The 20,407-nt window shown below is 67.2% G+C and carries 21 protein-coding genes and 2 pseudogenes; 9 read left to right on the top strand and 14 right to left on the bottom strand.

What is annotated here, in order from left to right:
* Position 1: 1 nt before the first annotated feature.
* Positions 2 to 748 (bottom strand): CoA transferase subunit A, encoded by a 747-nt coding sequence (locus ACT3UF_RS04145; protein ID WP_444608096.1) that lies wholly within the window; start codon positions 746 to 748, stop codon positions 2 to 4.
* A gap of 333 nt (positions 749 to 1,081) precedes the next feature.
* Here ACT3UF_RS04145 and ACT3UF_RS04140 point away from each other — a divergent pair, with 333 nt between their 5' ends.
* Together ACT3UF_RS04140 and ACT3UF_RS04135 are read left to right on the top strand one after the other, a co-directional pair.
* On the top strand, positions 1,082 to 2,182 hold the full coding sequence (locus ACT3UF_RS04140) for a hypothetical protein (RefSeq protein WP_444608095.1): 1,101 nt from the start codon (positions 1,082 to 1,084) through the stop codon (positions 2,180 to 2,182).
* Complete coding sequence (locus ACT3UF_RS04135; protein ID WP_444608094.1) at positions 2,179 to 2,994, top strand: sugar nucleotide-binding protein; 816 nt, start codon at positions 2,179 to 2,181, stop codon at positions 2,992 to 2,994. Before ACT3UF_RS04140 ends, ACT3UF_RS04135 begins: the two co-directional genes overlap by 4 nt.
* An 81-nt stretch (positions 2,995 to 3,075) precedes the next feature.
* On the opposite strand, the gene ACT3UF_RS04130 is transcribed toward ACT3UF_RS04135, so the two are convergent.
* On the bottom strand, positions 3,076 to 3,780 hold the full coding sequence (locus ACT3UF_RS04130; protein WP_444608093.1) for a GNAT family N-acetyltransferase: 705 nt from the start codon (positions 3,778 to 3,780) through the stop codon (positions 3,076 to 3,078).
* Positions 3,781 to 3,870: 90 nt separating this feature from the next.
* Positions 3,871 to 4,302, bottom strand: coding sequence for an Hsp20/alpha crystallin family protein (locus tag ACT3UF_RS04125; RefSeq protein WP_345075458.1), 432 nt, complete (start codon positions 4,300 to 4,302; stop codon positions 3,871 to 3,873).
* A gap of 476 nt (positions 4,303 to 4,778) precedes the next feature.
* Here ACT3UF_RS04125 and ACT3UF_RS04120 point away from each other — a divergent pair, with 476 nt between their 5' ends.
* A complete protein-coding gene (locus ACT3UF_RS04120) occupies positions 4,779 to 5,018 on the top strand; it encodes a hypothetical protein (RefSeq protein ID WP_444608092.1) in 240 nt (79 codons plus the stop codon).
* Between the two features lie 94 nt (positions 5,019 to 5,112).
* Here the strand turns inward: ACT3UF_RS04120 and ACT3UF_RS04115 are convergent, their stop codons facing one another.
* From ACT3UF_RS04115 to ACT3UF_RS04105, 3 genes and pseudogenes are all read right to left on the bottom strand, one after another.
* Positions 5,113 to 5,391 (bottom strand): hypothetical protein, encoded by a 279-nt coding sequence (locus tag ACT3UF_RS04115; protein ID WP_444608091.1) that lies wholly within the window; start codon positions 5,389 to 5,391, stop codon positions 5,113 to 5,115.
* Positions 5,388 to 5,927, bottom strand: coding sequence for a hypothetical protein (locus tag ACT3UF_RS04110; protein WP_444608416.1), 540 nt, complete (start codon positions 5,925 to 5,927; stop codon positions 5,388 to 5,390). The genes ACT3UF_RS04115 and ACT3UF_RS04110 overlap by 4 nt, the downstream gene beginning before the upstream one ends.
* Before the next feature lie 322 nt (positions 5,928 to 6,249).
* A pseudogene (locus ACT3UF_RS04105) lies at positions 6,250 to 6,372 on the bottom strand (phosphofructokinase); the annotation flags it as partial.
* A gap of 243 nt (positions 6,373 to 6,615) precedes the next feature.
* Here ACT3UF_RS04105 and ACT3UF_RS04100 point away from each other — a divergent pair.
* Both ACT3UF_RS04100 and ACT3UF_RS04095 read left to right on the top strand, forming a co-directional pair.
* Entirely contained in the window at positions 6,616 to 7,116 is a 501-nt protein-coding gene (locus ACT3UF_RS04100) for a serine hydrolase (protein ID WP_444608090.1), read from the top strand.
* A gap of 309 nt (positions 7,117 to 7,425) precedes the next feature.
* On the top strand, positions 7,426 to 8,325 hold the full coding sequence (locus ACT3UF_RS04095) for a zinc finger domain-containing protein (RefSeq protein ID WP_444608089.1): 900 nt from the start codon (positions 7,426 to 7,428) through the stop codon (positions 8,323 to 8,325).
* Between the two features lie 430 nt (positions 8,326 to 8,755).
* On the opposite strand, the pseudogene ACT3UF_RS04090 reads toward ACT3UF_RS04095, so the two are convergent.
* Positions 8,756 to 9,073: pseudogene (locus tag ACT3UF_RS04090) on the bottom strand (IS3 family transposase); the annotation flags it as partial.
* A gap of 158 nt (positions 9,074 to 9,231) precedes the next feature.
* Here ACT3UF_RS04090 and ACT3UF_RS04085 point away from each other — a divergent pair.
* The 3 genes from ACT3UF_RS04085 to ACT3UF_RS04075 are packed head-to-tail and all read left to right on the top strand — an operon-like array spanning position 9,232 to position 12,424.
* Positions 9,232 to 10,437 carry a tyrosine-type recombinase/integrase gene (locus ACT3UF_RS04085; RefSeq protein WP_441458546.1) on the top strand — a complete coding sequence of 402 codons (1,206 nt, stop codon included), beginning with the start codon at positions 9,232 to 9,234 and terminating at the stop codon, positions 10,435 to 10,437.
* Positions 10,434 to 11,387 carry a tyrosine-type recombinase/integrase gene (locus ACT3UF_RS04080; RefSeq protein WP_444608088.1) on the top strand — a complete coding sequence of 318 codons (954 nt, stop codon included), beginning with the start codon at positions 10,434 to 10,436 and terminating at the stop codon, positions 11,385 to 11,387. Before ACT3UF_RS04085 ends, ACT3UF_RS04080 begins: the two co-directional genes overlap by 4 nt.
* Positions 11,384 to 12,424, top strand: coding sequence for a tyrosine-type recombinase/integrase (locus tag ACT3UF_RS04075; RefSeq protein ID WP_441458544.1), 1,041 nt, complete (start codon positions 11,384 to 11,386; stop codon positions 12,422 to 12,424). Before ACT3UF_RS04080 ends, ACT3UF_RS04075 begins: the two co-directional genes overlap by 4 nt.
* Here the strand turns inward: ACT3UF_RS04075 and ACT3UF_RS04070 are convergent.
* Together ACT3UF_RS04070 and ACT3UF_RS04065 are read right to left on the bottom strand one after the other, a co-directional pair.
* Complete coding sequence (locus ACT3UF_RS04070; RefSeq protein ID WP_444608087.1) at positions 12,399 to 13,076, bottom strand: DDE-type integrase/transposase/recombinase; 678 nt, start codon at positions 13,074 to 13,076, stop codon at positions 12,399 to 12,401. The two genes, ACT3UF_RS04075 and ACT3UF_RS04070, sit on opposite strands and share 26 nt — an antisense overlap.
* Entirely contained in the window at positions 13,073 to 13,381 is a 309-nt protein-coding gene (locus tag ACT3UF_RS04065) for a transposase (protein WP_444608086.1), read from the bottom strand. The genes ACT3UF_RS04070 and ACT3UF_RS04065 overlap by 4 nt, the downstream gene beginning before the upstream one ends.
* A 264-nt stretch (positions 13,382 to 13,645) precedes the next feature.
* On the opposite strand from ACT3UF_RS04065, the gene ACT3UF_RS04060 reads away from it, so the two are divergent.
* The gene (locus ACT3UF_RS04060) at positions 13,646 to 15,034 is read left to right on the top strand and encodes an IS1380 family transposase (protein WP_444608085.1); all 1,389 of its coding nucleotides are present in this window, start codon (positions 13,646 to 13,648) and stop codon (positions 15,032 to 15,034) included.
* Positions 15,035 to 15,216: 182 nt separating this feature from the next.
* Here ACT3UF_RS04060 and ACT3UF_RS04055 read toward each other — a convergent pair whose 3' ends face one another.
* The 5 genes from ACT3UF_RS04055 to ACT3UF_RS04035 form a co-directional block, all read right to left on the bottom strand.
* Positions 15,217 to 16,548, bottom strand: coding sequence for a hypothetical protein (locus tag ACT3UF_RS04055; RefSeq protein ID WP_444608084.1), 1,332 nt, complete (start codon positions 16,546 to 16,548; stop codon positions 15,217 to 15,219).
* Between the two features lie 80 nt (positions 16,549 to 16,628).
* Positions 16,629 to 16,793, bottom strand: a complete 165-nt coding sequence (locus tag ACT3UF_RS04050) for a hypothetical protein (protein WP_444608083.1) — start codon at positions 16,791 to 16,793, stop codon at positions 16,629 to 16,631.
* Between the two features lies 1 nt (position 16,794).
* Positions 16,795 to 18,234 carry an MBL fold metallo-hydrolase gene (locus tag ACT3UF_RS04045; RefSeq protein WP_444608082.1) on the bottom strand — a complete coding sequence of 480 codons (1,440 nt, stop codon included), beginning with the start codon at positions 18,232 to 18,234 and terminating at the stop codon, positions 16,795 to 16,797.
* 247 nt (positions 18,235 to 18,481) lie between these two features.
* On the bottom strand, positions 18,482 to 18,748 hold the full coding sequence (locus tag ACT3UF_RS04040) for a hypothetical protein (protein ID WP_444608081.1): 267 nt from the start codon (positions 18,746 to 18,748) through the stop codon (positions 18,482 to 18,484).
* The gene (locus ACT3UF_RS04035; protein WP_444608080.1) at positions 18,745 to 20,070 is read right to left on the bottom strand and encodes an ISL3-like element ISPfr2 family transposase; all 1,326 of its coding nucleotides are present in this window, start codon (positions 20,068 to 20,070) and stop codon (positions 18,745 to 18,747) included. The genes ACT3UF_RS04040 and ACT3UF_RS04035 overlap by 4 nt, the downstream gene beginning before the upstream one ends.
* Positions 20,071 to 20,407 lie beyond the last annotated feature (337 nt).

Here is a 20,407-nt window from a genome sequence, read left to right as displayed (position 1 = left end):
CTCAGGCCACCTCCTGCGTCTCGGTACGGGGGGCGTCGGTTCTGGGCACCTCCGGGCGGGGACGCACGGTGCGCTGTTCGATGTCCTTCTCGGCGGTGGCCTGCATCAGGTGATGCACGTAGACGCCGGGGGTGTGGATGTCGTCAGGGTCGATCCCGCCGGGGGCGACGAGGTGCTCCGCCTCGGCGAAGGTGACCTCCCCGCACATCGCGGCCAGCGGGTTGAAGTTGCGGGCGGTGAGGCGGTAGCGGAGGTTGCCGTAGTGATCCGCGGTGTGGGCGTGGACCAGCGCGATGTCGGCGTTGATCGCGCGCTCGAGCACATAGGTGCGGCCGTCGAACTCGGCCGTCGGCTTGCCCTCCGCGATCGGGGTGCCGTACCCGGTGGGGGTGTAGAAGGCGGGGATCCCGGAGCCGCCGGCGCGCATCCGCTCGGCGAGAGTGCCCTGGGGGACGAACTCCACCTCGAGCTGCCCGTCGATGTACTGCTGCATGAACAGCTTGTTCTCCCCGACATAGCTGGAGAGCACCTTGGCGATCTGCCCGTTCTCCAGCAGCAGGCCCAGGCCCTTGCCGTCCACCCCGAGGTTGTTCGAGGCGATGGTGAGGCCGGTGACCCCGCTGTCGCGCACGATCGTGATCAGATCGGTGGGGATCCCGCACAGGCCGAAGCCTCCCACCGCGATGGTCATGTCGTCGCGCAGCACCGCGGCGAGCTGGGCTGCTGCGTCGTCCGAGACCTTGGACATCGCTGTCCCTCCTGTCGGCTGGTATCAGCCCTCACGGCCACCGGCGGCGATGCCGGGCGGGCGGAAGGGCAGGGTGACCTCGAGCCTAGACCGGCAGGGTGAGCTGCGCCTCGGATCTGGGGACAGCGTCGGCCGACGGTGGTTGTGCGGATCTACAACCAATGGTCGCGGACGTGGCGCTGGCGCTGGTGCCGGGGCCCGGTACTGGAGCGGGTCGGTGAGGACAGCGACCGGCTGGTCGGCAGGGGTGTCCTGGTGCTCGTGGGCAGGAGCACTGGGCGTCCGCGGCACCAGGGCTGGCCGCACACCGGGTGATCTGCCAGGGTAGGACGCATGTCGGAGACGCAGAACTCGCCACAGGGCCCCGCGCCGGATCCTGCCGCCGGGGCCACGGTGCTGCTGGTCGCCGACCCCGGCCTGCCCACGCACCGGGCGAGGTCGATCGAGGACTCCCTGCAGCAGCACCTCGATGAGGTGTACGACCCGCCGATCCGCCTTCAGGTGCGCACCTCTATGCTCCGGCTGCGCCCGGATGGGACGCTGGACCTGTCCGAGGTGCTGGAGCAGGCGCGGTCCTCCGGCGACCCGGACGCCGTGCTGCTGCTGACGGAGATCCCGCGTCTGCGTGACGGCAGGCCGCTGATCGCCGAGATTTTCCCCGAGCACAACATCGCGGTGATCTCCTGCCCCACGCTCGGGGTGCTCACCACGCGGCGCCGCATCCTCGATGCGCTGATGCGCTGCACCCTGCGCATGGCGCCGACGTCAGAATCGCTTGATGCCTCGCGCTATGCCCGGCGCTGGGCGCGGTGGGAGGAGTTGACGGGCCCCGACGATCACCAGCTGCTGCTGGGATCGCGGGTGATCGGGGGAGCGCGCACCGTGGCCGGGATGGTGGCCGGCAACGAACCCCTCCGCACCGCCCCGAAGCTCTCCAGCGCCCTCGCAGCGGCCGCCGCGACCGGGGCTTTCGGCATTTTCTACAGCTCGATCTGGTCGATGTCGATGCACCTGACCACCCAGCGGCTGCTGCTGATCGGGATCCTCGCGATCGGCGCGATCACGGCATGGCTCATCGTCGGCAACCGCCTGTGGGACGCGCCCAGATACGAGCGGCTGGCTCGCGTGGTGCTGCTGTACAACCTCTCGACAGTGCTCACGCTGCTGATGATCGTCGCGCTGCTGTACGTGTGCCTGGTGGTGCTGATCTTCACCAGCGCGCTCATCGTCATCGCTCCGGACTATCTCGCCGAGGTCATCGGCGGCGAGCCCGTCCTGGCGCGGTATCTGGACATCGCGTGGCTGAGCGCGGCGATGGGCGTGGTCGCCGGCGCGCTGGGCTCGAGTTTCGACAAGGACACCGATATGCGCAGCCTCACCCACGGCCAGCGGGAGAGGCAGCGCAGGTTCACCGAGGAAGAGGTGGGGCAGTGAGCGGACCGGTCCCGACGCGGACGCTGTGGGTGGGCTGCGGGCGCCTTGGCGGGCGCACCGGCGCTGCCCTGCTGGAGGCGGGGGGAGAGGTGCTCGCGCTGCGCCGAGATCCGGGCGCCGTGCCGAGCGGCTTCCGCGCGCTGGCCGCGGACCTCTCCTCACCCCTGGAGGGGGCCCTGCCCGCCTGCGAGGCGATGGTCATCACCCTGCCCCCGCCGGAGGGGGCCGACGGGTACGAGACCCCGCTGCGCCACCTGGCCGCCGCCCTGCCCCACCGGCCCGCCCGGACCGTGTTCGTCTCCTCCACCAGGGTGTTCGAGGGGTACGCGAACCGTGCCGATCCGGCCCCGGTGCTCACCGAGGAGGATGCCCCGCAGCCGCTCGGCGACCGGGCCCAGAGCCTCCTGAACGGGGAGCGCCTGGCGAGGGAGCTCTTCGACGCGATCGTGGTGCGCCCCGCCGGGATCTACGGCCCGGGCCGGGATCGGCTGCTGCGCACGGTGCGCGAGGGACGCCCCGTCGACCACCGCCGACGCACGAACCGCATCCACGAGGAGGACCTCGCAAGCGTGCTCCTCGCCCTGCTGGCGCATCCGGAACCGCCGGTGCTGCTGCACGCGGTCGACGGCGCGCCCGCGCGCCTCGGAGAGGTGGTCACCCACCTCGCCTTCCGGCTCGGCCTGCCGGTCCCGCCCGCCGCCGACCCCGATTCCGGCCACGGGACCGTGCTGAGCGGGGCGCGGATGAGGGAGCTGCTCGGAGAGCTCCGGCATCCGGACTTCCGCTCCGGGTACGACGCGATCCTCGTGTGACTCCGATCAGCGACCGAAGAGGCGGGTGAAGAACCCGGGGCGCTTCGTCGAAGCGAGGATCGACGCCGACGCTCGGCTGCGCTAGCCGAGCTCCTCGTCGATCTGGGCGTGCGAGGGCCGGCGCCGGTTCCGCGCCCCCGGGGCGCCGAGGACGCGCACGTCCGCGAGGGGCGTCCAGCCGAGGTGCTCATAGAGCTCGACGCCCCGTCCAGTCGCCACGAGCAGGCCCGTGTCGACATCGTGCTCATGGGCGATCGCCAGGAGCGTGCGGGTGACGAAGGTGCCCAGACCCCGCCGGCGATGCGTGCTGGCGGTGTAGATCCGGTCGAGCACGGCGCAGCCGTCGACCACCGCCATGCGTCCTCGGGCGACGACACGGCCCGCCTGGATGACGGTGAGGAGCGTCCAGCCGTCGAACGTCTCGCGGGCGACCGTGCAGGAGTCCGGCACGATCGGGGCCTCGACGTCCTGCAGCTCCATATCGGTGACCATGAGTCTCTCCTGATCGCTGATCAGTTCGAGATCGCCGGTCTCTCCGAGGGCCGGCGGCGCCTCGCCGACCTCGGAGATGAGGGTCAGCAGGTGACCCGGATTCCCCGCGACAGAGGAGGTCGCCCTGCGCAGCTCGTCCTCGCTCCAGCGGAACAGGACGGTCTCCGAATCCCCGTGCTCGGTGCGCGGACCGACGGTGTGCGAGGTGCCCTCATGGACCACCTCGTACTCCCGGGTGCGGGCCCATCCGTCCACCCAGGTGCGCACCGTCGCCGCGGTGAGCTCGTCATGCATGGCTGTCACTCCTTCGCTCGCCGTGGGAAGGTCGGTGCTGCCCGGGCCCCGGCATCGTGGGATGCCGGGAGCCCGGCAGCAGGGGGAGCCTCAGGTCGCGGTGGACTCGATCTGCGCGGGTGGGCTGTCAGCGGTGACCTCGATCTTGCGAGGCTTGGCCTTCTCGCTGAGCGGGATCCTCACGCTGAGCACACCGTTGCTGTAGCTCGCGGAGATCCGCTCGGTGTCCAGGCCCTGTCCGAGGCTGAGCTGGCGCAGGAAGGTCCCGCCCGTGCGTTCGCGCGTGATCCACTGCGCGCCCTCGTCCTTCGGAAGGGTCCGCTCCGCACGGATCGTCAGGAGCTGACCGTCCACGTCGACGTCGACCGAACCGGGATCGATACCCGGCAGATCGGCCGCGAGGACGTAGTGATCGCCGGCGCGGTAGAGATCCATCGGCATCTGCCGCGGTCCCCGACGTCCAGCATCGAGAAAAGTGCCCGCGAATCGCTCCATCTCTCGGAACGGATCGGTGGTGGCCATTGCTTCTCCTCTCTGATGTGACCCCCGGTCGTCCGGTGGTCGCCGAACCTTGAGTCCCTCCGACTCAAGTACGAGCAGATTAGCACTCTCCGGGCGAGAGTGCCAGAGTTCGGGAACGGCCTCGCGGCGGCGCGGAGCCGGTTCGCCGGGGTGCCCGGCCGCCGAGGAGAAGGCATCGTTCCAGGGTCCCGAGGTCCAGCGCTCAGGGTCTCGTGCCTCGCGCGGGGGCGGATCAGCGGGGGCGGATCTAAGGAGAGCCTCTCAGCGTCCATCGGCGCAGCCCTTCGCCCGAGAGGCCGATGGCCCTCGGGGGTGAGCCGGGGGTGAAAAGACGCGATTCGGCGACGCTCGGAGCGCACGGGCGCGATTCCTCGTCAAGACTGACTCCACCGCACTGCTGCCCGCCTGCCTGTTGAGGGCATCAGGCAGCATGCCCGTCTGCGGGGCTCCGTCCCCGCTCGTCGTTGGAGAAGTCTGTGACCCCCGTGGAACCCCTCACCGCCCACCGATTCGGTGCGGCGCCCGAGCGCATGCTGCCGCTCGACGTCGCCGAGCTCACCGATCCCGAGGGCGACGCTCTCACCCTCACCACGGACGCCGGGGGCATCTGGGTCACCTGCACGACGGACGGGGAGGAAGTCACCGTCGGCCCGTTCCCCGCCGACTCGCTGAGAGATGCGCTGACGGTGCTCGGTGCCTTCACCCGCGCCGCGTAGCGGCACGTCACGGCACGCGATGGGGCGGAAAGTGACCGCCCCCGGCGCGCCGCGCCAGCAGTCGTCGTGCGTCCCCACCGCTGCGCGCTTCGGCTCAGGACGAAACGACCTCCGCGGGGGACGGCTGGGAAGCGCTCGGTGGCCGGGTGAGGGGGAGCAGGGCGAGGCCCAGCAGCGCCGGGAGGGCCAGCAGCGTGTACATCCCGGTGTAGGGGTCCGCCGCTCCCCAGCTCGTGCTCAGCGTGAGCAGTGCGGCAGCGGCCAGCGGCGCGATCAGCCCCGCGAGGCTCCCGGCAGCGCCCACCAGCCCGAGCCCGAAGCCCGCTGCGGACGCCGGCAGCAGGGCGTAGGCCAGGGAGCGGGTGGCGGTCATGCCGAGCCCGATCGCGAGCCCGGCCACGGCCGTGGCGACGTGGAAGACCAGCAGCGTCGGGGCGAGGGCGCGATGGTGGCAAAGTGTGGATCGAGCCGGGCCAGCAGCTCGAGCGCCTCCTCGGGGCGGGCCTCGTTCCGTGCCACCCCGGCACGGGCCACGATCTCCACGGCGTCGTGATACCCGCCGCGCCAGGAGTGCGGCCAGTCCTCGGCCTCGATACGGGCGAGGTAGCTCGCAGCGGCGGTGAGGTCTTCGCTCACCGCGTGGATCAGGGCCAAATGCGCGTAGGCGACGTTGCGATGGTGTGCCCGATGCAGGGTCTCCGCGAACCTGGCCTGCAACCGGCGGGCATCACGCGCCGCGATGAACTCGTCGGCGTAGAATAGGGTGGTCGCGCTCTGGCTGATCGCGGTCATCAGGATCCGATCCAGCTGCTGATCGCGCTGCGAATCCTCCGCGGCGCTCTCGAGGACGGGCAGGGCGCGCAGGGCGAGGTCCTTCATCGGCCGGGACTGGCCGAGCATCCGATGCACAGCGGACAGTGTGGTGCTCCCTTCGGACCTTGACCACCGTCAGACCCCCGGCGAGAGCCTTGCTGAGATGCTCACCGGAGAGATCCGCGAGCACCTGGCAGCCCACGGCGCCGAGGTCGGAGGCCAGGCGCCGGTAGACGTCGGCCGGAACGATGTCCTCCCGGACCGCGCCGCTGAGTATCACGGTCCCGGCCTCCATACTGGCCGTGAGGGTGAGGCCGTAGAGCTCATCGAAATCGTGCCGGGAGATCCGCTCGCCGCCGGCCTCGGCGATGCTCTCCCGCTCGCCGCCGCGGCGGTCGTGGATGTAGGCGCCGTTGTGGGCGGTGGCGTCGACGGCGATAAGGTCGATGCCCTCGTCGCGGATCAGGTGCCGCAGCAGGTTGCCGGTCTCGCCCGCCAGGGCGGAGCACAGCGTCACCTCGGTGCCGAGCGCTCTGAGCATCCGTGCCTGCCAGATCCCCTGACCGCCGGCGTGGATGTGGATCTCCGGATCACCGTGCTGCGCCTCCACCGTCACGCTGAGGATGGGGGACGGCGTGAAGACGACGACGTGTCCCATGCGCGCTCGTTTCGACTCCACCTGCGGGGTCTGCACAGCGTATGACTCTGCGCGAGCGAGCAGAACGGTGGCTAACGCTCGGTCGGTCGGGTCCTGCCTGGCGCCTTCGAGGATGCCGAGGACTCAATGCCCGTCCTCGACGACCACGCCCAGGAGAGCGCGCCGGGCGACCGGTTCGTCGATAACAACGCCGGGTACGTGCTGCTCGCTCTGCTCGCCCAGCGCCTCGCGGGAGAGACCTTCCGCCACCTCGTGCGCACAAGGGTCGTCGAGTCGGCGGGCATGACCGAGTCGGGACACCCTCGCGGAGACGAGCCCGGCCGCGACGTGGCGCAGGGTTACCTCCACGAGGAGGGACTGCGCACCAACGTGCTGCCGCGGCTTCTGGCGTGGCCTGGATTCCGATCTGCTGATCCTCGAGGACTACGACGCAGGCATCTTCGGCCGCGTCTGGCACGACCCGGCCACCGGCATCACCGCCTCGGTCCTCGCCAACAGCTCCGACGGGGCGTGGCCGGTGCTCGACGCGGTCCGCGGGGTGTGAGGGCGCGGAGCGCGTCAGTACGGCAGTCTGGACATTTTGCTGTGTGCCGACGGGAGAGCCGCCCTCGAGCTCGATTATATTGAAGTTGACGCGGCGCAACGCAAAGGCGGCCACGGCGATGTGTATCCGAGACTGGCATAGGGTAACCAGTAGACTGCCTGATAACTCAGGTCGAAGGGGGCGGGCGAGACGGGCCTCAAGCATGAAATCATGCAGTTCCGCGCGTTTGCGGAGGCCCAAGATCTCGGCTCGCCTCAGAAGTCATTCGAAATTGGCTGGCATGTCGGCGTCAAGTGGGGCCGTGAAAACATGCCCTAGGTGCATTCAAAAATTGTGGTTCACACATGGGCCGAATGGTTGCCGACTCACTTTAGGGGATGACAGTGTACGAGATGGAATGGCGTGATCAATTCGACGAGATGATGAGGGAACTTTTAAGAAGCAGTGCACCCAAAGGACTGCTTGCCAGCATGAACGGCCATGCACCTTTTGCTTCAATTGATCAGCAGTGGTTCAACAAGATGAATGAATCGATTTCGGCCAGGAATGCCGAGATGGTTCGTCGCCTCGACCTCGACCCTCAGGTTAAGGGCGTCATGCGGCAGGCTCGCAATTATTCCTCACGGTTGATTGAAGCAAACCCCAACCTGAAACGATTAGGTAACCTTGGCTCGGGGTACCAAAAGAAGCAAGTCGCTGGTAAATCGCGATTGCTGGACATTGGAGGTGATATTGCGAAGGCCGCCGCGAAGCTCCGGCACGCAGACCAGCTGGATTCTGGCATTGAGGAGTTTCGCGATGCGCTCACCGGACTGGTTAGCGACGAAGAGGTGCGCACTCTTGCAAGCACGCTAGCCCCCGAAGTGGGTGATGCCGAACTAGAGAGGGCTGACCTCGACAGAGCAATTAATTCCGACGCGCTGCTTCTGGCCTGCTTCGAGCGTGTCGAGCCGACGCTCAGCTGGTTGAACAATCAGTTTCCCGGCATGGCGGCAACGGCAATTAATGCCGTTGGACTCGCGGTTGCGTGCGCAGTGGTTGAGCTTCTCGCATTGATGCCGATGTTGTTCTACGCGATTTACGGGCCAGAGGCCTTCGTCCTGGCATTGCTAGCTCTCGGGGTGGTTAGGGCGGTCGAGCGGTCGAGAATTAATCGTTTGGGTATGAATAGTAGACTTGCTCTACAGAACGGGTGCCCGTGGTGCTTCGCTCCAGCAGGGGTGTGGTGCGTGACTCTGCGGGGTCAGAACCCGGGTTCCGATGCCACCCACTTGCACCGATCGCGAGGCTGAACCCCGGCCAGCCCCGTAGTGCCGTGGATGGTCAGCCGCCTCGCCCAGTAACGCGGTATCGTTGTTGTGGCCGCCTATATTGTGACCGGGCGTAATTGTCAACTGTTCCGCTGCAGCCAGGGCTCAGCCTTGGTCGCCGGCCGAATCGGTCGGACCCGCCCGATTCTGAAGTGCGCAATTGGGGAAATAAATTGCTGCTTACCGAGCGGACGCCGCTTCGATGGGCTGTGGAAATCGTCGGGCAGTGGAATTAATGCCAGCGCGTCGCGTCTACGGTGGGCGGCCAGCGGCCAGCGGCCAGCGGCCAGCGGGCATTGCTGCGCAGCGTCAGCGTCCCAGCAACCGCGCGAAGAACCCCTTCGTGGGAGCGACGTCAAGGTGGCCCGGGCAGCGCTCGGGACTGCCGCACGAACTGGTGACAGTTGGGGTGTCAGGCCGCGAGGCTCACGGCCGGGTTCATGATGGTCTCGTATTCGATGGGGGTCAATCGGCCCAGACGGGCCTGACGCCGGCGGCGGTGGTAGGTCCGTTCGATCCAGGTGATGATCGCGATCCGCAGCTCCTCTCGGGTTCGCCACCGTTTGCGGTCCAGGACGTTCTTCTGGAGCAGCGAGAAGAACGATTCCATCGCGGCGTTATCACCGGCAGCACCGACTTGGCCCATGGATCCGATGAGGTGGTGACGGTTCAGGGCGTGCACGAATTTCCGTGACCTGAACTGCGATCCTCTATCTGAGTTAAGCCGAACTCGGTTTAACTCAGATTATGCCGAGGTTTGTGTTAAGCCGAGGAGCTCGGTGTCTGGCGTGGTTGGAGCGGAGATCGCTGTTGGTTCCTCGGCTTAACGTTCCTGCAGTCAGTGTCTAGTGTCCGTCGTATCCATCCGTCTAGGGAAGGGACGCGGTCATGGATACGACGGTCATACAGATCGGCGCGGTCACTGTTGCAGCGCTGCGCACGGCCGACTACATGGAATCAACCATCAGGAACTATCAGAAGTCGATCAGCGCGCTGACCAGGTTCGCTGCCGACCGTGGCGGCGTCTACTCGCCCGCGTTGGGTGCCGAGTTCGCAGCGATGACTACGAGCCCGCGCACCGGTGGGTTCAGCGCACAGCGCCGCTTCGATTACGGCCGGATCGTTACCGTGTTCGACTCCTACCTGCGCACCGGTCGGGTCGATCTCGCGGTCCGTCGGCGTGGCGGCGGTGGGCCGTGGCCTGCTTCGGACGAGTTCGTAGCACTGGATGCTGCTTGGGAAGCGGACATGGCCGACCGTGGGCTGGCACCGGCCACGCGCGCTGCCTACGGCCGGGTGGCCCGCAGCTATCTCGTGTTCCTCGAGGATCGCGGGATCGACAGCCTCGAGGAGACTGATGCGGCCAGCATCCTCGCGTTCCTCGAATCGTTGCTGACCAGGTGGGCGAAGTCGTCCTTGTTCTGGGTGGTGTCGAACTTCCGCCCGTTCCTGAAGTTCACCGGCCGCCGCGAACTGGTCGATGCCGTCAACCTGGCCGGGGTGAAACGTTCGCAGACGATCCTGCCTGTCCTCGAGGACGCCGATGAACAGCGGGTCGTCGAGGCGTGTGCAACCGGCATGGTCTCCGCTCGGGATGCTGCGATCACATTGCTGGCGTTGCTGACCGGGCTACGGGCCTGCGACATCATCGCACTGCGGTTGGCAGACATCGACTGGCGCTCCCAGACGATCGGGATCGTCCAGCAGAAGACGAAGAACCCGGTGACGCTGCCGCTGCCCGGTCTTCTGGCGGTAGCGCTGGCAAGCTACGTGCTCGAGGAGCGTCCCGCCGGCGAGGACGACCACGTTTTTCTCCGCTCGGTGGCACCGTTCATCCCGTTCGTCGATCACGCCTCGATATACAAGGTGACGGCCAGAACGTTCCGGACTGCCGGCGTGATCGGAGTGAAGGCCGGGACGCGGCGCCTGCGGCACAACGCGGCCTCTCGCATGCTGCGTGCTGCCGTGCCGCTGCCGACGATCTCGGCGGTGCTCGGACACGCCAGCCAGGAGTCGACCAACGTGTATATGAGCGTCGATGACCAGCGTCTCCTGCAGTGCGTGTTGCCGGTGCCGGCGGGAGCCCGGTCATGAACGCCCACGGTTTCACCAGCGTGTTCGCCACCGATCTGACGGCTTATCTCGCATTCAAGGAGAGCATGGGCTTCTACGGCGTCTCCCGGATCTGGTATCTGAAACAGTTCGACGCTTACTGCACCCGCCACGACCTGCGCGTCTTCGATCGGGACACCGTCGAAGGATGGGTGACCGCCCAGCTGGCGCGCTCTGGCCGGTACCGGTCGTGGATGTCCTACATCCGCGACGTCGGACGATGGCTCCAGACCCAGGGGCACACGAGCGCCTACGTGCTCTCTGACCAATGGAAGGCCCCGTTCATCCGGGTCACCCCCTACCTGCTCAACCGGGACGAGATCGAGCGTTTCTTCACCGCCGCGGCCCAGCTTGACGCGCAGTCACCGTGGCGGTGGCAGGCGATCGCGTTCTTCACGCTGATGCACTCCTGCGGGCTACGAACCGGCGAAGCTCGCGCTCTGTTGGCCGCGCAGGTCGACCTCGACGACGGGCACCTCGACATCGTGGGGGCCAAAGCCCGGCGCAGCCGCCGTCTGCCCCTGACCGATCAGATCGTCGAAATCCTGGCCGTCTGCGACCAGAGATCCCAAGCCCGCTTCGGGGCGCATCAGACGTTCTTCGTTTCGGCCGCCGGGACCCCGGTGACTGCGGCAGCGGTCGGTGTGATCTTCCGTCGCATCTGGGACCAGGCCGGCCTGCCTCGCCCCACGGCCGGCAGACAGCCGCGACCTTACGACTTCCGGCACCACTTCGCCTACGCCAACCTCGAACGCTGGATGGGCGAGGGCACTGACGTGACCGCGATGCTGCCCTACCTCTCCCGCTACATGGGCCACGCGACCTTCGAGTCGACCTACTACTACGTCCACACCTCTCCTGACTTCCTGGACGCCTACGCCACCATCGCTCGCGAGAGCCAGTCGCTGCTGCCGGAGGTTGGATTCGAATGAGACGCGACCCGAAAACCGGAGCCCCGGACTTCTGGGTCCTGGCCCGAGACTTCTTCCACGCCTACATGCCCACCGTTCGCGGGCTGTCGCCGAAGACGATCGAGGCTTACCGGATCAGCCTGGAGTGCTTACTGACCTTCCTTGCCGACCACGAGCACCTCGACCGCGCAGATATGACGTTCGACCACTTCGACCGGCCCCACCTGAAAGCGTGGCTGGCCTGGATGCGGGCGGACCGACAGTATGCGGCGAGGACCATCACGCTCCGGCTCAGCGCCATCAAAGCGTTCCTGGCCTACGCCGCGAGTGAGGACCTCACCCTCGTCGCGCTTCACCAGCAGGCGAAGACGCTCAAAGCCCCGACCGCGCCCCGAGCACCCATCGAATACCTCACCGACGACGAGCTGCGAGCCGTGCTCGCCGCCTTCACCGGCCAGACGGCGAAATCGCGCCGGAACCGGATGCTGCTCATCCTCCTTTATGACACCGCTGCCCGCGTCGGCGAGATCACCAACCTGACCCTGCAGGACCTATCCCTGACCGCGCCCGGACGCGTCACACTGACCGGAAAACGCCACAAGACCCGCATCGTGCCGCTCACCGAGAGAACGATCGAGCACCTGCGCGTCTACCTCGCTGAGTTCCACCCCGGCCCGGCCACGCCGCCCGCAACCAGGCCGGTGTTCTACAGCCTGCACCGCGGAGAACCGACCAGTATCTCCTCCGACACGGTCGCCGCGGTTCTGAAAAAGGCCGCCGCGATCGCGACCGCGGACTGTCCCTCGGTGCCGGAGCGCATCCACTGCCACATGCTTCGCAAGACCAAGGCCATGGACCTCTACACACAAGGCATTCCACTGCCGATCATCATGCGGCTGCTCGGCCACGAGAACGCCTCCACCACCTCGGCGTTCTACGCCTTCGCGACCCTGGACATGATGCGCGATGCCATTGACGCCGCCACTCCGATGACCAGCACTCCGGCTGCTGAAAGACTCACCGAGGACACGCTCAATGCCCTCTACAACCTCCGATAGCGCCGCATCGGTAAGCCGAGGAACCAGCAGCGACCCCCGCTCCAACCACGCCAGACACCGAGCTCCTCGGCTTAACACAAACCTCGGCATAATCCGAATGCACGATGCAGCCGGCTGCGTCACGGCGCCTGGATATCGCGTTGTCCAGGGCCTTCACCGCGAGGCGAGCCTTCATCCGGTCGCTGATCGAGTAGCCCACGATCCGGCCGGAGAACACATCTTTGATGGCGCAGAGATAGAGCTTGCCCTCGTCGGGCCAGTGCTCGGTGATGTCGGTCAGCCACAGTTCGTTGACGTCATCGGCGGAGAAGTCCCGCTTCACGAGGTCGTCATGGACCGGCGGACCGGGGCGCTTTCCGTTCTTGCCGCGCTTCTTACCGAACACCGACCACCACTGGTTGTCCCGGCAGATCCTCCACGCCGTCCGCTCACACATCACCTCACCGGCCTCGGCGGCTTCGCTGACGAGGAACCGGTAGCCGTACTCGGGGTCGTCGAGGTGGGCGTCCAGCAGAGCGTTGGCTCGATAGGCCTCGGTCAGCTCGGCTGTGGTGACCTGCTGGCGCCGCCAGCGATAGTAGGGCTGACGGGAGAGCTTCAAGACCCGCAGGGACACCGCGACGGGGATGCCGTCAGCGGCGAGCTCGCTCACGAGCGGGTAGAGCTTTTTCCCGGCAGGTTCGCCTGGGACAGGTAGGCGGCAGCACGGCGCAGGACCTCGTTCTCTTGCTCGAGCAACCGGATCCGCTTGCGGGCATCGCGCAGCTCGGTGGAATCCTCCCGGCTCTTGCCGGGGCGGTTGCCGTCGTCGATGTCGGCTTGGCGGATCCATTTGTGCAGCGTCATCTCGTGGACGCCGAAGTCCTTCGCGATCTGCGCGATCGTGACGCCGTCCTCACGGGACCGGGCCACTCGCACGACATCTTCGCGGAACTCCTGGGGGTAGGGAGCGGGCATGGTGCACATCCTTCCAGGCCGCCCTGCGGGCAAGCCAGATCAGATGTCACCTATCCGCGCGGCAGTCCCGATGGTATATCTCTGGCTCGGTAGATCTCTGGCTGTCTGCTCGGGCGCGGTAAGCCTAGGGTGAGGGCGTTAGCCTCGGGCTTTCATCGTTGAGGTGTCCGAGGGTTGGTCGCGGACGTAGAAAGATGCTCCTGACCTGGAAGAATAGGGCTTGCTTAGGGTCCAATTCTCCAAGGTCGAAGGAGCACCTTCAGGGTGAACACTACCGGGTTGTATCCACGCGTGCAGGTCGATGTCGCACCGAGCGCGGCGGTCGGGCAGGCGGGTGGGGTACTGCTGACCGAGACGGTCCGCGCCACCGGCCTGGACCAGGCTCTCTCAGTGGCCTTGACGCCGTGGCGGCGCCCGCTGGCGCAGCATGATCCAGGCAAGATCCTGCTCGACCTCGCACTGACGTTGGCGGTGGGTGGGGACTGTCTGGCCGATGTCGCCTCGGTGGGGGCCGAGCCTGACGTCTACGGTCAAGTGGCCTCGGATCCCACGATCTCTCGCCTGCTCGCGCTCCTGGCCAGCGATGTCGATGCTGCCGAACGCGCGATCGACACTGCCCGCCGCCGTGCCCGCGAGGCGGCGTGGTCTCGGGCCGGCAAGCATGCCCCCAACCATCGCGTCACCGCGAAGACCCCGCTGGTCATCGACCTGGACGCCACCCTCGTGACGGCTCATAGCGGGAAGGAAGACGCACGAGCGACGTTCAAGAAGGGATTCGGGTTCCACCCCCTGCTGGCCTTCGCCGACCACGGCCCCGACGGTGGTGGGGAGATGCTGACCTGCCTGCTGCGCCCAGGGAATGCGGGCTCGAACACGGCTGCGGACCACCAGACCGTGATCAGACAGGCGCTGACCCAGGTGGGGATGGGGGCTCGGCCGGGGAAGAAGGTGCTGATCCGGATCGACGGCGCTGGCTCCACCAAGAAGACCCTCGAGGAGCTGGTCAAGCGCCGGGTCTCGTACTCGGTAGGATGGACACTGCCCGCCAACACCCCGGAGCTCTACCGGATCGTCCCTGAGCATGTCTGGGAGCCGGCCTACGACCCCGACGGCACCCCACGCGAAGAGGCGGACGTGGCCGAGCTGACCGGACTGCTGGACCTCGAAGACTGGCCTGAGGGAATGCGAATCATCGTCCGTCGCGAGCGACCTCATCCCGGCGCGCAGCTGCGGTTCGAGGACGTCGACGGCTACCGGCTGACCGCCTTCGCGACCAACACCGCTCGGGGGCAGTTGGCTGACCTCGAGGTCCGTCACCGTCGCCGTGCTCGTTGCGAGGACCGGATCCGTGCCGCGAAAGACGCTGGCTTGCGGAACCTGCCACTGAAGTCCTTCGCCCAGAACCGGATCTGGTGCCAGATCATCGCTCTGGCCAGCGAGATCACTGCCTGGATGGGACTGCTCGCACTCCCCGACTCCCCAGCACGGCGGTGGGAGCCCAAACGCCAGCGACTGCGTCTGTTCCAGACCGCCGCGACCGTCGCCCGCCATGCCCGCGCCCGGATCCTGCACCTCACGGACCGCTCCCGGTGGGCCCCGATCGTTCAGGCAGCCCACGCCCGGCTCTACGCCCTTCCGACACCCGCCGGATAGCCCGGCGGACCCGCCGCTGCCCGCCCACGATCCTTGGAAGACCTCTGGCCCTGGAGAGCCCGACCACCGCGACCGACACGCGGCGCATCGTCACACCCTCCTGCCAGAATCAGCTCTCGAACACCGGCAACGACGCCGACCACCCCCGCTCACCAGCCCGATGAAATATCGAGGTTAGGGGATCACGATGTCTTGCTGTACGTGGTCGCGACCTCCGTCCACTGCGGCCACCATCCTCTTTCGTCATCGTGGGCGAAAAGGCGGAACGTCACAGGGTAAGGGTCGGGGATGTCAGCGATCTTGAAGGCTGCAGCGAGGGTGGCCAGGTACATGAACTCTGCGGCAAGTTCGAGTGACTCGTGATCGTCGTCCCGGATGGTGGCGCGGGAGTCGGATTCACCACCTCTCAGTGCAACGTGTTTGATCTTGGTGTAAGTATTCCAACAAAGCTCGATCATCTGGCGATGGACTTCCAGATATTCTTTCGCGTCGGTAACCAGCGCCGAGATCTCACGCCACGCTGCCTGTTCGACCGCACCCCGGGAGTGGGCGGCCAGGTGTTCCCAGCCGACAGCGAGCGAAAGGATCGAGGCGCGTGCGTCAAGAGCGAAGCCGCGGCTTTGTGCGTCAAGGACTGAGAGCAGGTGGGGTACGTCGTCGCAAAGATCTATCCATCTCCCGAGCGCAGCGAGTCCTCCGAGTTCTTTGAGCCCGGTTGGACCGAGCCTTCCGTCACTGAACCCGCCGCTTCGAAGCGGGTCGCCGTCGGAATTCGGCACAGCGCCGCGTTCGCCGAGCAAGACTTTTGACCACCAGTCCACGATCGACAGTCCCTCCGTGCCGGGCTCGGAGGAGAGGACGGAGAGCTCTCGAAGGTAGTGCGGTCCTGGCTTGCCGATCGCCTCAATCAGGGATTGCACTGCGGCAATTTTTCGTCGAGCTGTATCGAGATCCGTGGGCTCGGTGAAATCCATCCGCAGACAAACTCTTTCGTAGTTGCTGCGCGAGAGAACGTCGGCGGCGGGCCCATACAGTGCTGACCTCGTGGTGAGGGATATGGCGAGATTTTTGGCGTGCGCTGGCGTGTACTTATGCGCCAGGTCGGCATTGTCGAGCGAGATTACCTCGCCGTCGACCGCGGTGCCGAGCGCCAGGAATTCTTGGAAGAAGAATTGATCGACGGCGCGCGGGTCGAAGAACGCGAATGCTGAGTGTACGACATCTCGGTCGAAGCCCCCACGGTCCTCGTCCCATGGGACTTCTACGAGCAGATCATCGAGGGCGCAGGTGAATCGGCCGTTCGTCGTGAACGAGCCATTCAGGGTCGCGGTGAACCGGGCGACATTGCGCGTGTATCCCTCGATCCTACGTTGCTGGAGCAGTTGCGCACTGTCCAAGGGTGACAGGTCGAGATGTAACACGGGTTGCCCTTGTTCGAAGGCGAGAAAGCTGCTCTCTGCGCCCTCGATCCCCGGCAACGTGGCGAATATTCCGTCTCGGATGTTTCTGTCCATAGCGGCAGTCTCCACCAGAATCGCAGTTGCCGCGCGTACTTTCCCAAGCTCGCACGGCGTCGCTGCCAGGCTCGCTTGTCTCAGCGCCCCAGCAGTCGGGCGAAGAACCCCTTTGTGGGCGCGACGTCCGCATGGCCCGGGCAGCGCTCCGCCTCCGGCACGCCGGCCAGGGCCTGCTCGATGTGCTGGCCGCAGCCGGCCCAGGTGGGCTTCCCGCAGGTGCGGCAGGTGACGGCGCGGCACATGTCAGGCGCTCCCCTCGGTGGCGTCGGCGTCGGCCCCGGCCCCGGGCTGCTCGGCCTTCCACCGCTCCCACCCGCTGTAGCTGCCCTCCAGCTCGATGACGTCGTAGCCGGCGCGGCGCAGGGCGGAGGCGGCCACGGTGTTGCGCAGCCCGGACTGGCAGAAGGTCACCAGCGGTCCGGCGTCCGGCTCCGGCAGCTGGCTCTGGTGGAACAGGATCTTGCCGGCCGAGAGCTGCTGGGCACCGGGGATCGTGCCCGCGGCGTGCTCGTTGCGGGTGCGCACGTCCAGCAGCGCCGCCTTGCCGAGCCCTTCCAGCTCGGCGGGGGAGATGACCGACGGGACGGCGCTCGGTAGACCCTCCAGCGACGGCACGTACCCGATCAGGGAGTCGATGCCGACGCGCACGAAGTGGTCGCCGTACACAGCTGCGTGCGCGGCGTCTGGCACGAGGACCACCAGCCGGGCCTCGTCGGTGTCCGGGTCGAAGGCCCAGGCGAGGTGGCCGGCGGCCTTGGAGAGCATCGGAACGTTCAGTGCCCCGGGGACGGTGCCGGCGTGGACCTCGGCCACGGGGCGGGTATCGATCAGGGCCAGGTCGCCGCTCTCGAGGCCGCGTGCCAGCTCCTCGGCAGAGACCTCGCGGGGCCGCACTCGGTCGCCGAGCAGGGCAGGGCCTTCCTGGTTATGGCGCTTCATCCTCGCGAAGTAGGCGTGGGCGTCGGGCTGGCCGTCCAGCAGTTCGTCGATGAAACCCTGCTCGTCGTCATTCGCCAGGTGCTTGCCCCACCAGGCGAAGCTGCGCTCGTAGCCCACGGAGGTCGAGGGCAGCGAGCCGATCGCCTTGCCGCAGGCGGAGCCGGCGCCGTGGCCGGGGAACACCTGCACGTGATCGGGCAACTGCAGGAACACGTCCCGCAGTGAGGCGAACAGCTGCGTCGCGCCGGTGAAGCGGGTGTTCTCCATACCCACGGCCTCGTCCAGCAGGTCGGGGCGCCCCAGGTCCCCGGAGAACACGAAGTCGCCGGTGAGGATGTAGCCGGGCTCGTCCGCGAAGGCACCGTCGGTGACCAGGTAGCTCAGGTGCTCGGGGGTGTGTCCGGGGGTGTGGCGGGCGGTGATCGTGATGTTGCCGAGCTGGAGCGTGTCGTGGTCGTGCAGGCGCTCGGCCTCGAAGCCGTACTGCCAGTCCTCACCGCCCGTGCCCGGCACGTACGCGGTCGCGCCGGTGGCGGCGGCCAGCTCGCGCACGCCGGAGAGGAAATCGGCGTGCAGGTGGGTCTCGGTGACCGCAGTGATCGTGAGGCCGTGCTGCGCGGCGAGGCCAAGGTAGACCCGGATGTCGCGGCGCGGATCCACCACGATCGCCTCGCCGCTGGCCTGACAGGCGATCAGGTAGCTGGTCTGGGACAGGTCCTCGTCATAGATGCGTTCGAGAAGCACGATTCCTCCTGGGCGAGCAACGGGCACGGCGTCGGGCGGGGATGCCTCGAGCGTAATCGTTACTGGGTGGTCGGAGCCTGGGCCCGCGTGCGGCCGGTCGCGGTGGGGCCGACGGGGGAGTCGGCTGACAGGCTCGCCGCATCGCAGAAGGCGCCGGTCCCCATGAAGGGGGCTGGCGCCTTCCGCCGTCCGGTCGCCCGGTCGCCCGGTCGCCCGGTCAGGCCACCGGGTTCAGCGCACCCACCACCTAGGCGTAGTCGCCGCGGACCTCGGCGTAGCGCAGCACCTTGGCGCGCTCGACCAGCAGCTCGGTGGCGTCCGGCTGCGATTCGAGCACCGACATCACCTCGTCCACGTAGTCCTCCAATGGCATCGCGTGCTCCGCGTCAGACTGCCCGGGCCTGAGCTCGGTGCGCACGGCCGGCGGCGCCAGCTCGACGATCTGGACCGAGGTGTCGGCGAACTGCAGCCGGATCGACTCCGTCAGGAGGTGGATGGCGGCCTTGGGGCTCATCCCAATCGGGGGTGTAGAAGTTGGGGTCTGAAGCCGCCGGTCTCGAGCAGGCTTCGGGCGATGTAGTTGGTCAGGTTGCGGAACCCGAGTGCGGAGCCGCGCAGGTGTTCGAGCCGTCCGTTGAGCGCCTCGGTCGGCCCGTTGCTGGTGCCGGGTCGTTCGAAGTAGGCGAGCACGTCAGCGGCTCGCTTCTTCAGGGTCCGGCCCAGGGTGGTGAGCTCGGTGAGCACCTTGGGGACGCCGGCGCTGAGGTCGGTGATCAGCTTCTCCATGAGCTCGCGGCCACGTTGCCGGTCCTCGTGGCGATAGGCGGCGATCATGCGCTGGTAGACACCCCAGGTCGCCTCGACCTCGACGTGAGCGTCATCAACGAACAGCGCGCGTAGCCTGTCGCTCTGCTTGTCGGTGAGCAGGTCCGCGCCGGTGTGCAGCGTGCGCCGCGACTTGCAGAGCGGGTCGTCCCTGAACCCACGGTGCCCGTGGATCGCGAGTTGGACCCGGCGCCGGCACCTGTCGAGGGCGTCACCGGCCAAGCGCACGACGTGGAAGGGATCCATCACCGTGACCGCGTCCGGGATCTCCTCTGCAGCGGCGGTCTTGAACCCGGTGAAGCCGTCCATCGCGACCACCTCGACCGCGTCACGGAAGGCGTCGTCGCGGTCGGCGAGCCAGGTCTTGAACGCCGCCTTCGACCGGCCCTCGACCATGTCCAGCAGCCTTGCTGGGCCGGCACCATCGCGGACCGGGGTGAGGTCGATGATCACGGTGACGTACTTGTCGCCACGCCTGGTGTGGCGCCAGACGTGCTCATCGACGCCAATGACCTTCACGCACTCGAACCGCGTGGGGTCGTTGATCAGCAGCCGCTTGCCTTCGGCCAGGACCGCGTTGTTGGCGGTGTCCCACGCGACCCCGAGTCCCTCGGCGACACGGGCGACGGTGAGGTGTGCGACCACGATCCCTTCCAGCGCCCACCGCAGCCCGGTGCGCGAGAGCTTCGCGCGTGGCTCCGCCGCGGCGCTGGTGTCTTGGCGCCACACGTGTCCGCAGTCGGCACAGCGGTAGCGGCGCACTACAACTTCCAGCACGGTCGGTCGCCAGCCCAGCGGCTCGTGGGCCAACCGCCGGATCACGGTGTCACGAGCAGCGCCTTCGCTGCCGCACCGTCGGCACCACTGATCTGGTTCCACCACGCGGCACGCGAGGACCGCACGATCCGGTTCAAGTCGTTGCCCGGTCACGCTCAGACCGAGGCCGTCGAGTCGAGCGAAGGCGGTCAGGTCAGGGCGGCCGAAGCCGGCCGGCGGGGTAGCGTCGGACACGTCGAGGTCTTTCGGATGGATGGCGTAGGAACCTCCGTCGTCGGGAGACCTCGACGTCTATCTGCGGACCGACGCGCCCGGCCGACCTACACCGTCATCTGGGAAGAGCCGTGATGTGCCTCGACGGTGAAGATCGCCACCGGGGTGTAAGGGCGATGAAACTCTCACCTGCACATATGTCGTTAGCGCCGTGTCCAACGGCTGAAGAGGGGCCTTCTCTGGAATCCACCTACGGAATAGTTCACTTTCCGTTTCCGGCTCCGCGGTACGCTCCGATGTACGGGATCGACGCTCCGCGACGTAGGCCGCGGGTCCGAGGTCTCCTGCCGGGCCGGCC

It is taken from the genome of Brachybacterium sp. AOP24-D1-21 (genome assembly GCF_052378665.1).
In the GTDB taxonomy this organism is placed as follows: domain Bacteria; phylum Actinomycetota; class Actinomycetes; order Actinomycetales; family Dermabacteraceae; genus Brachybacterium.
This window is presented reverse-complemented; position numbering and strand designations above follow the sequence as displayed.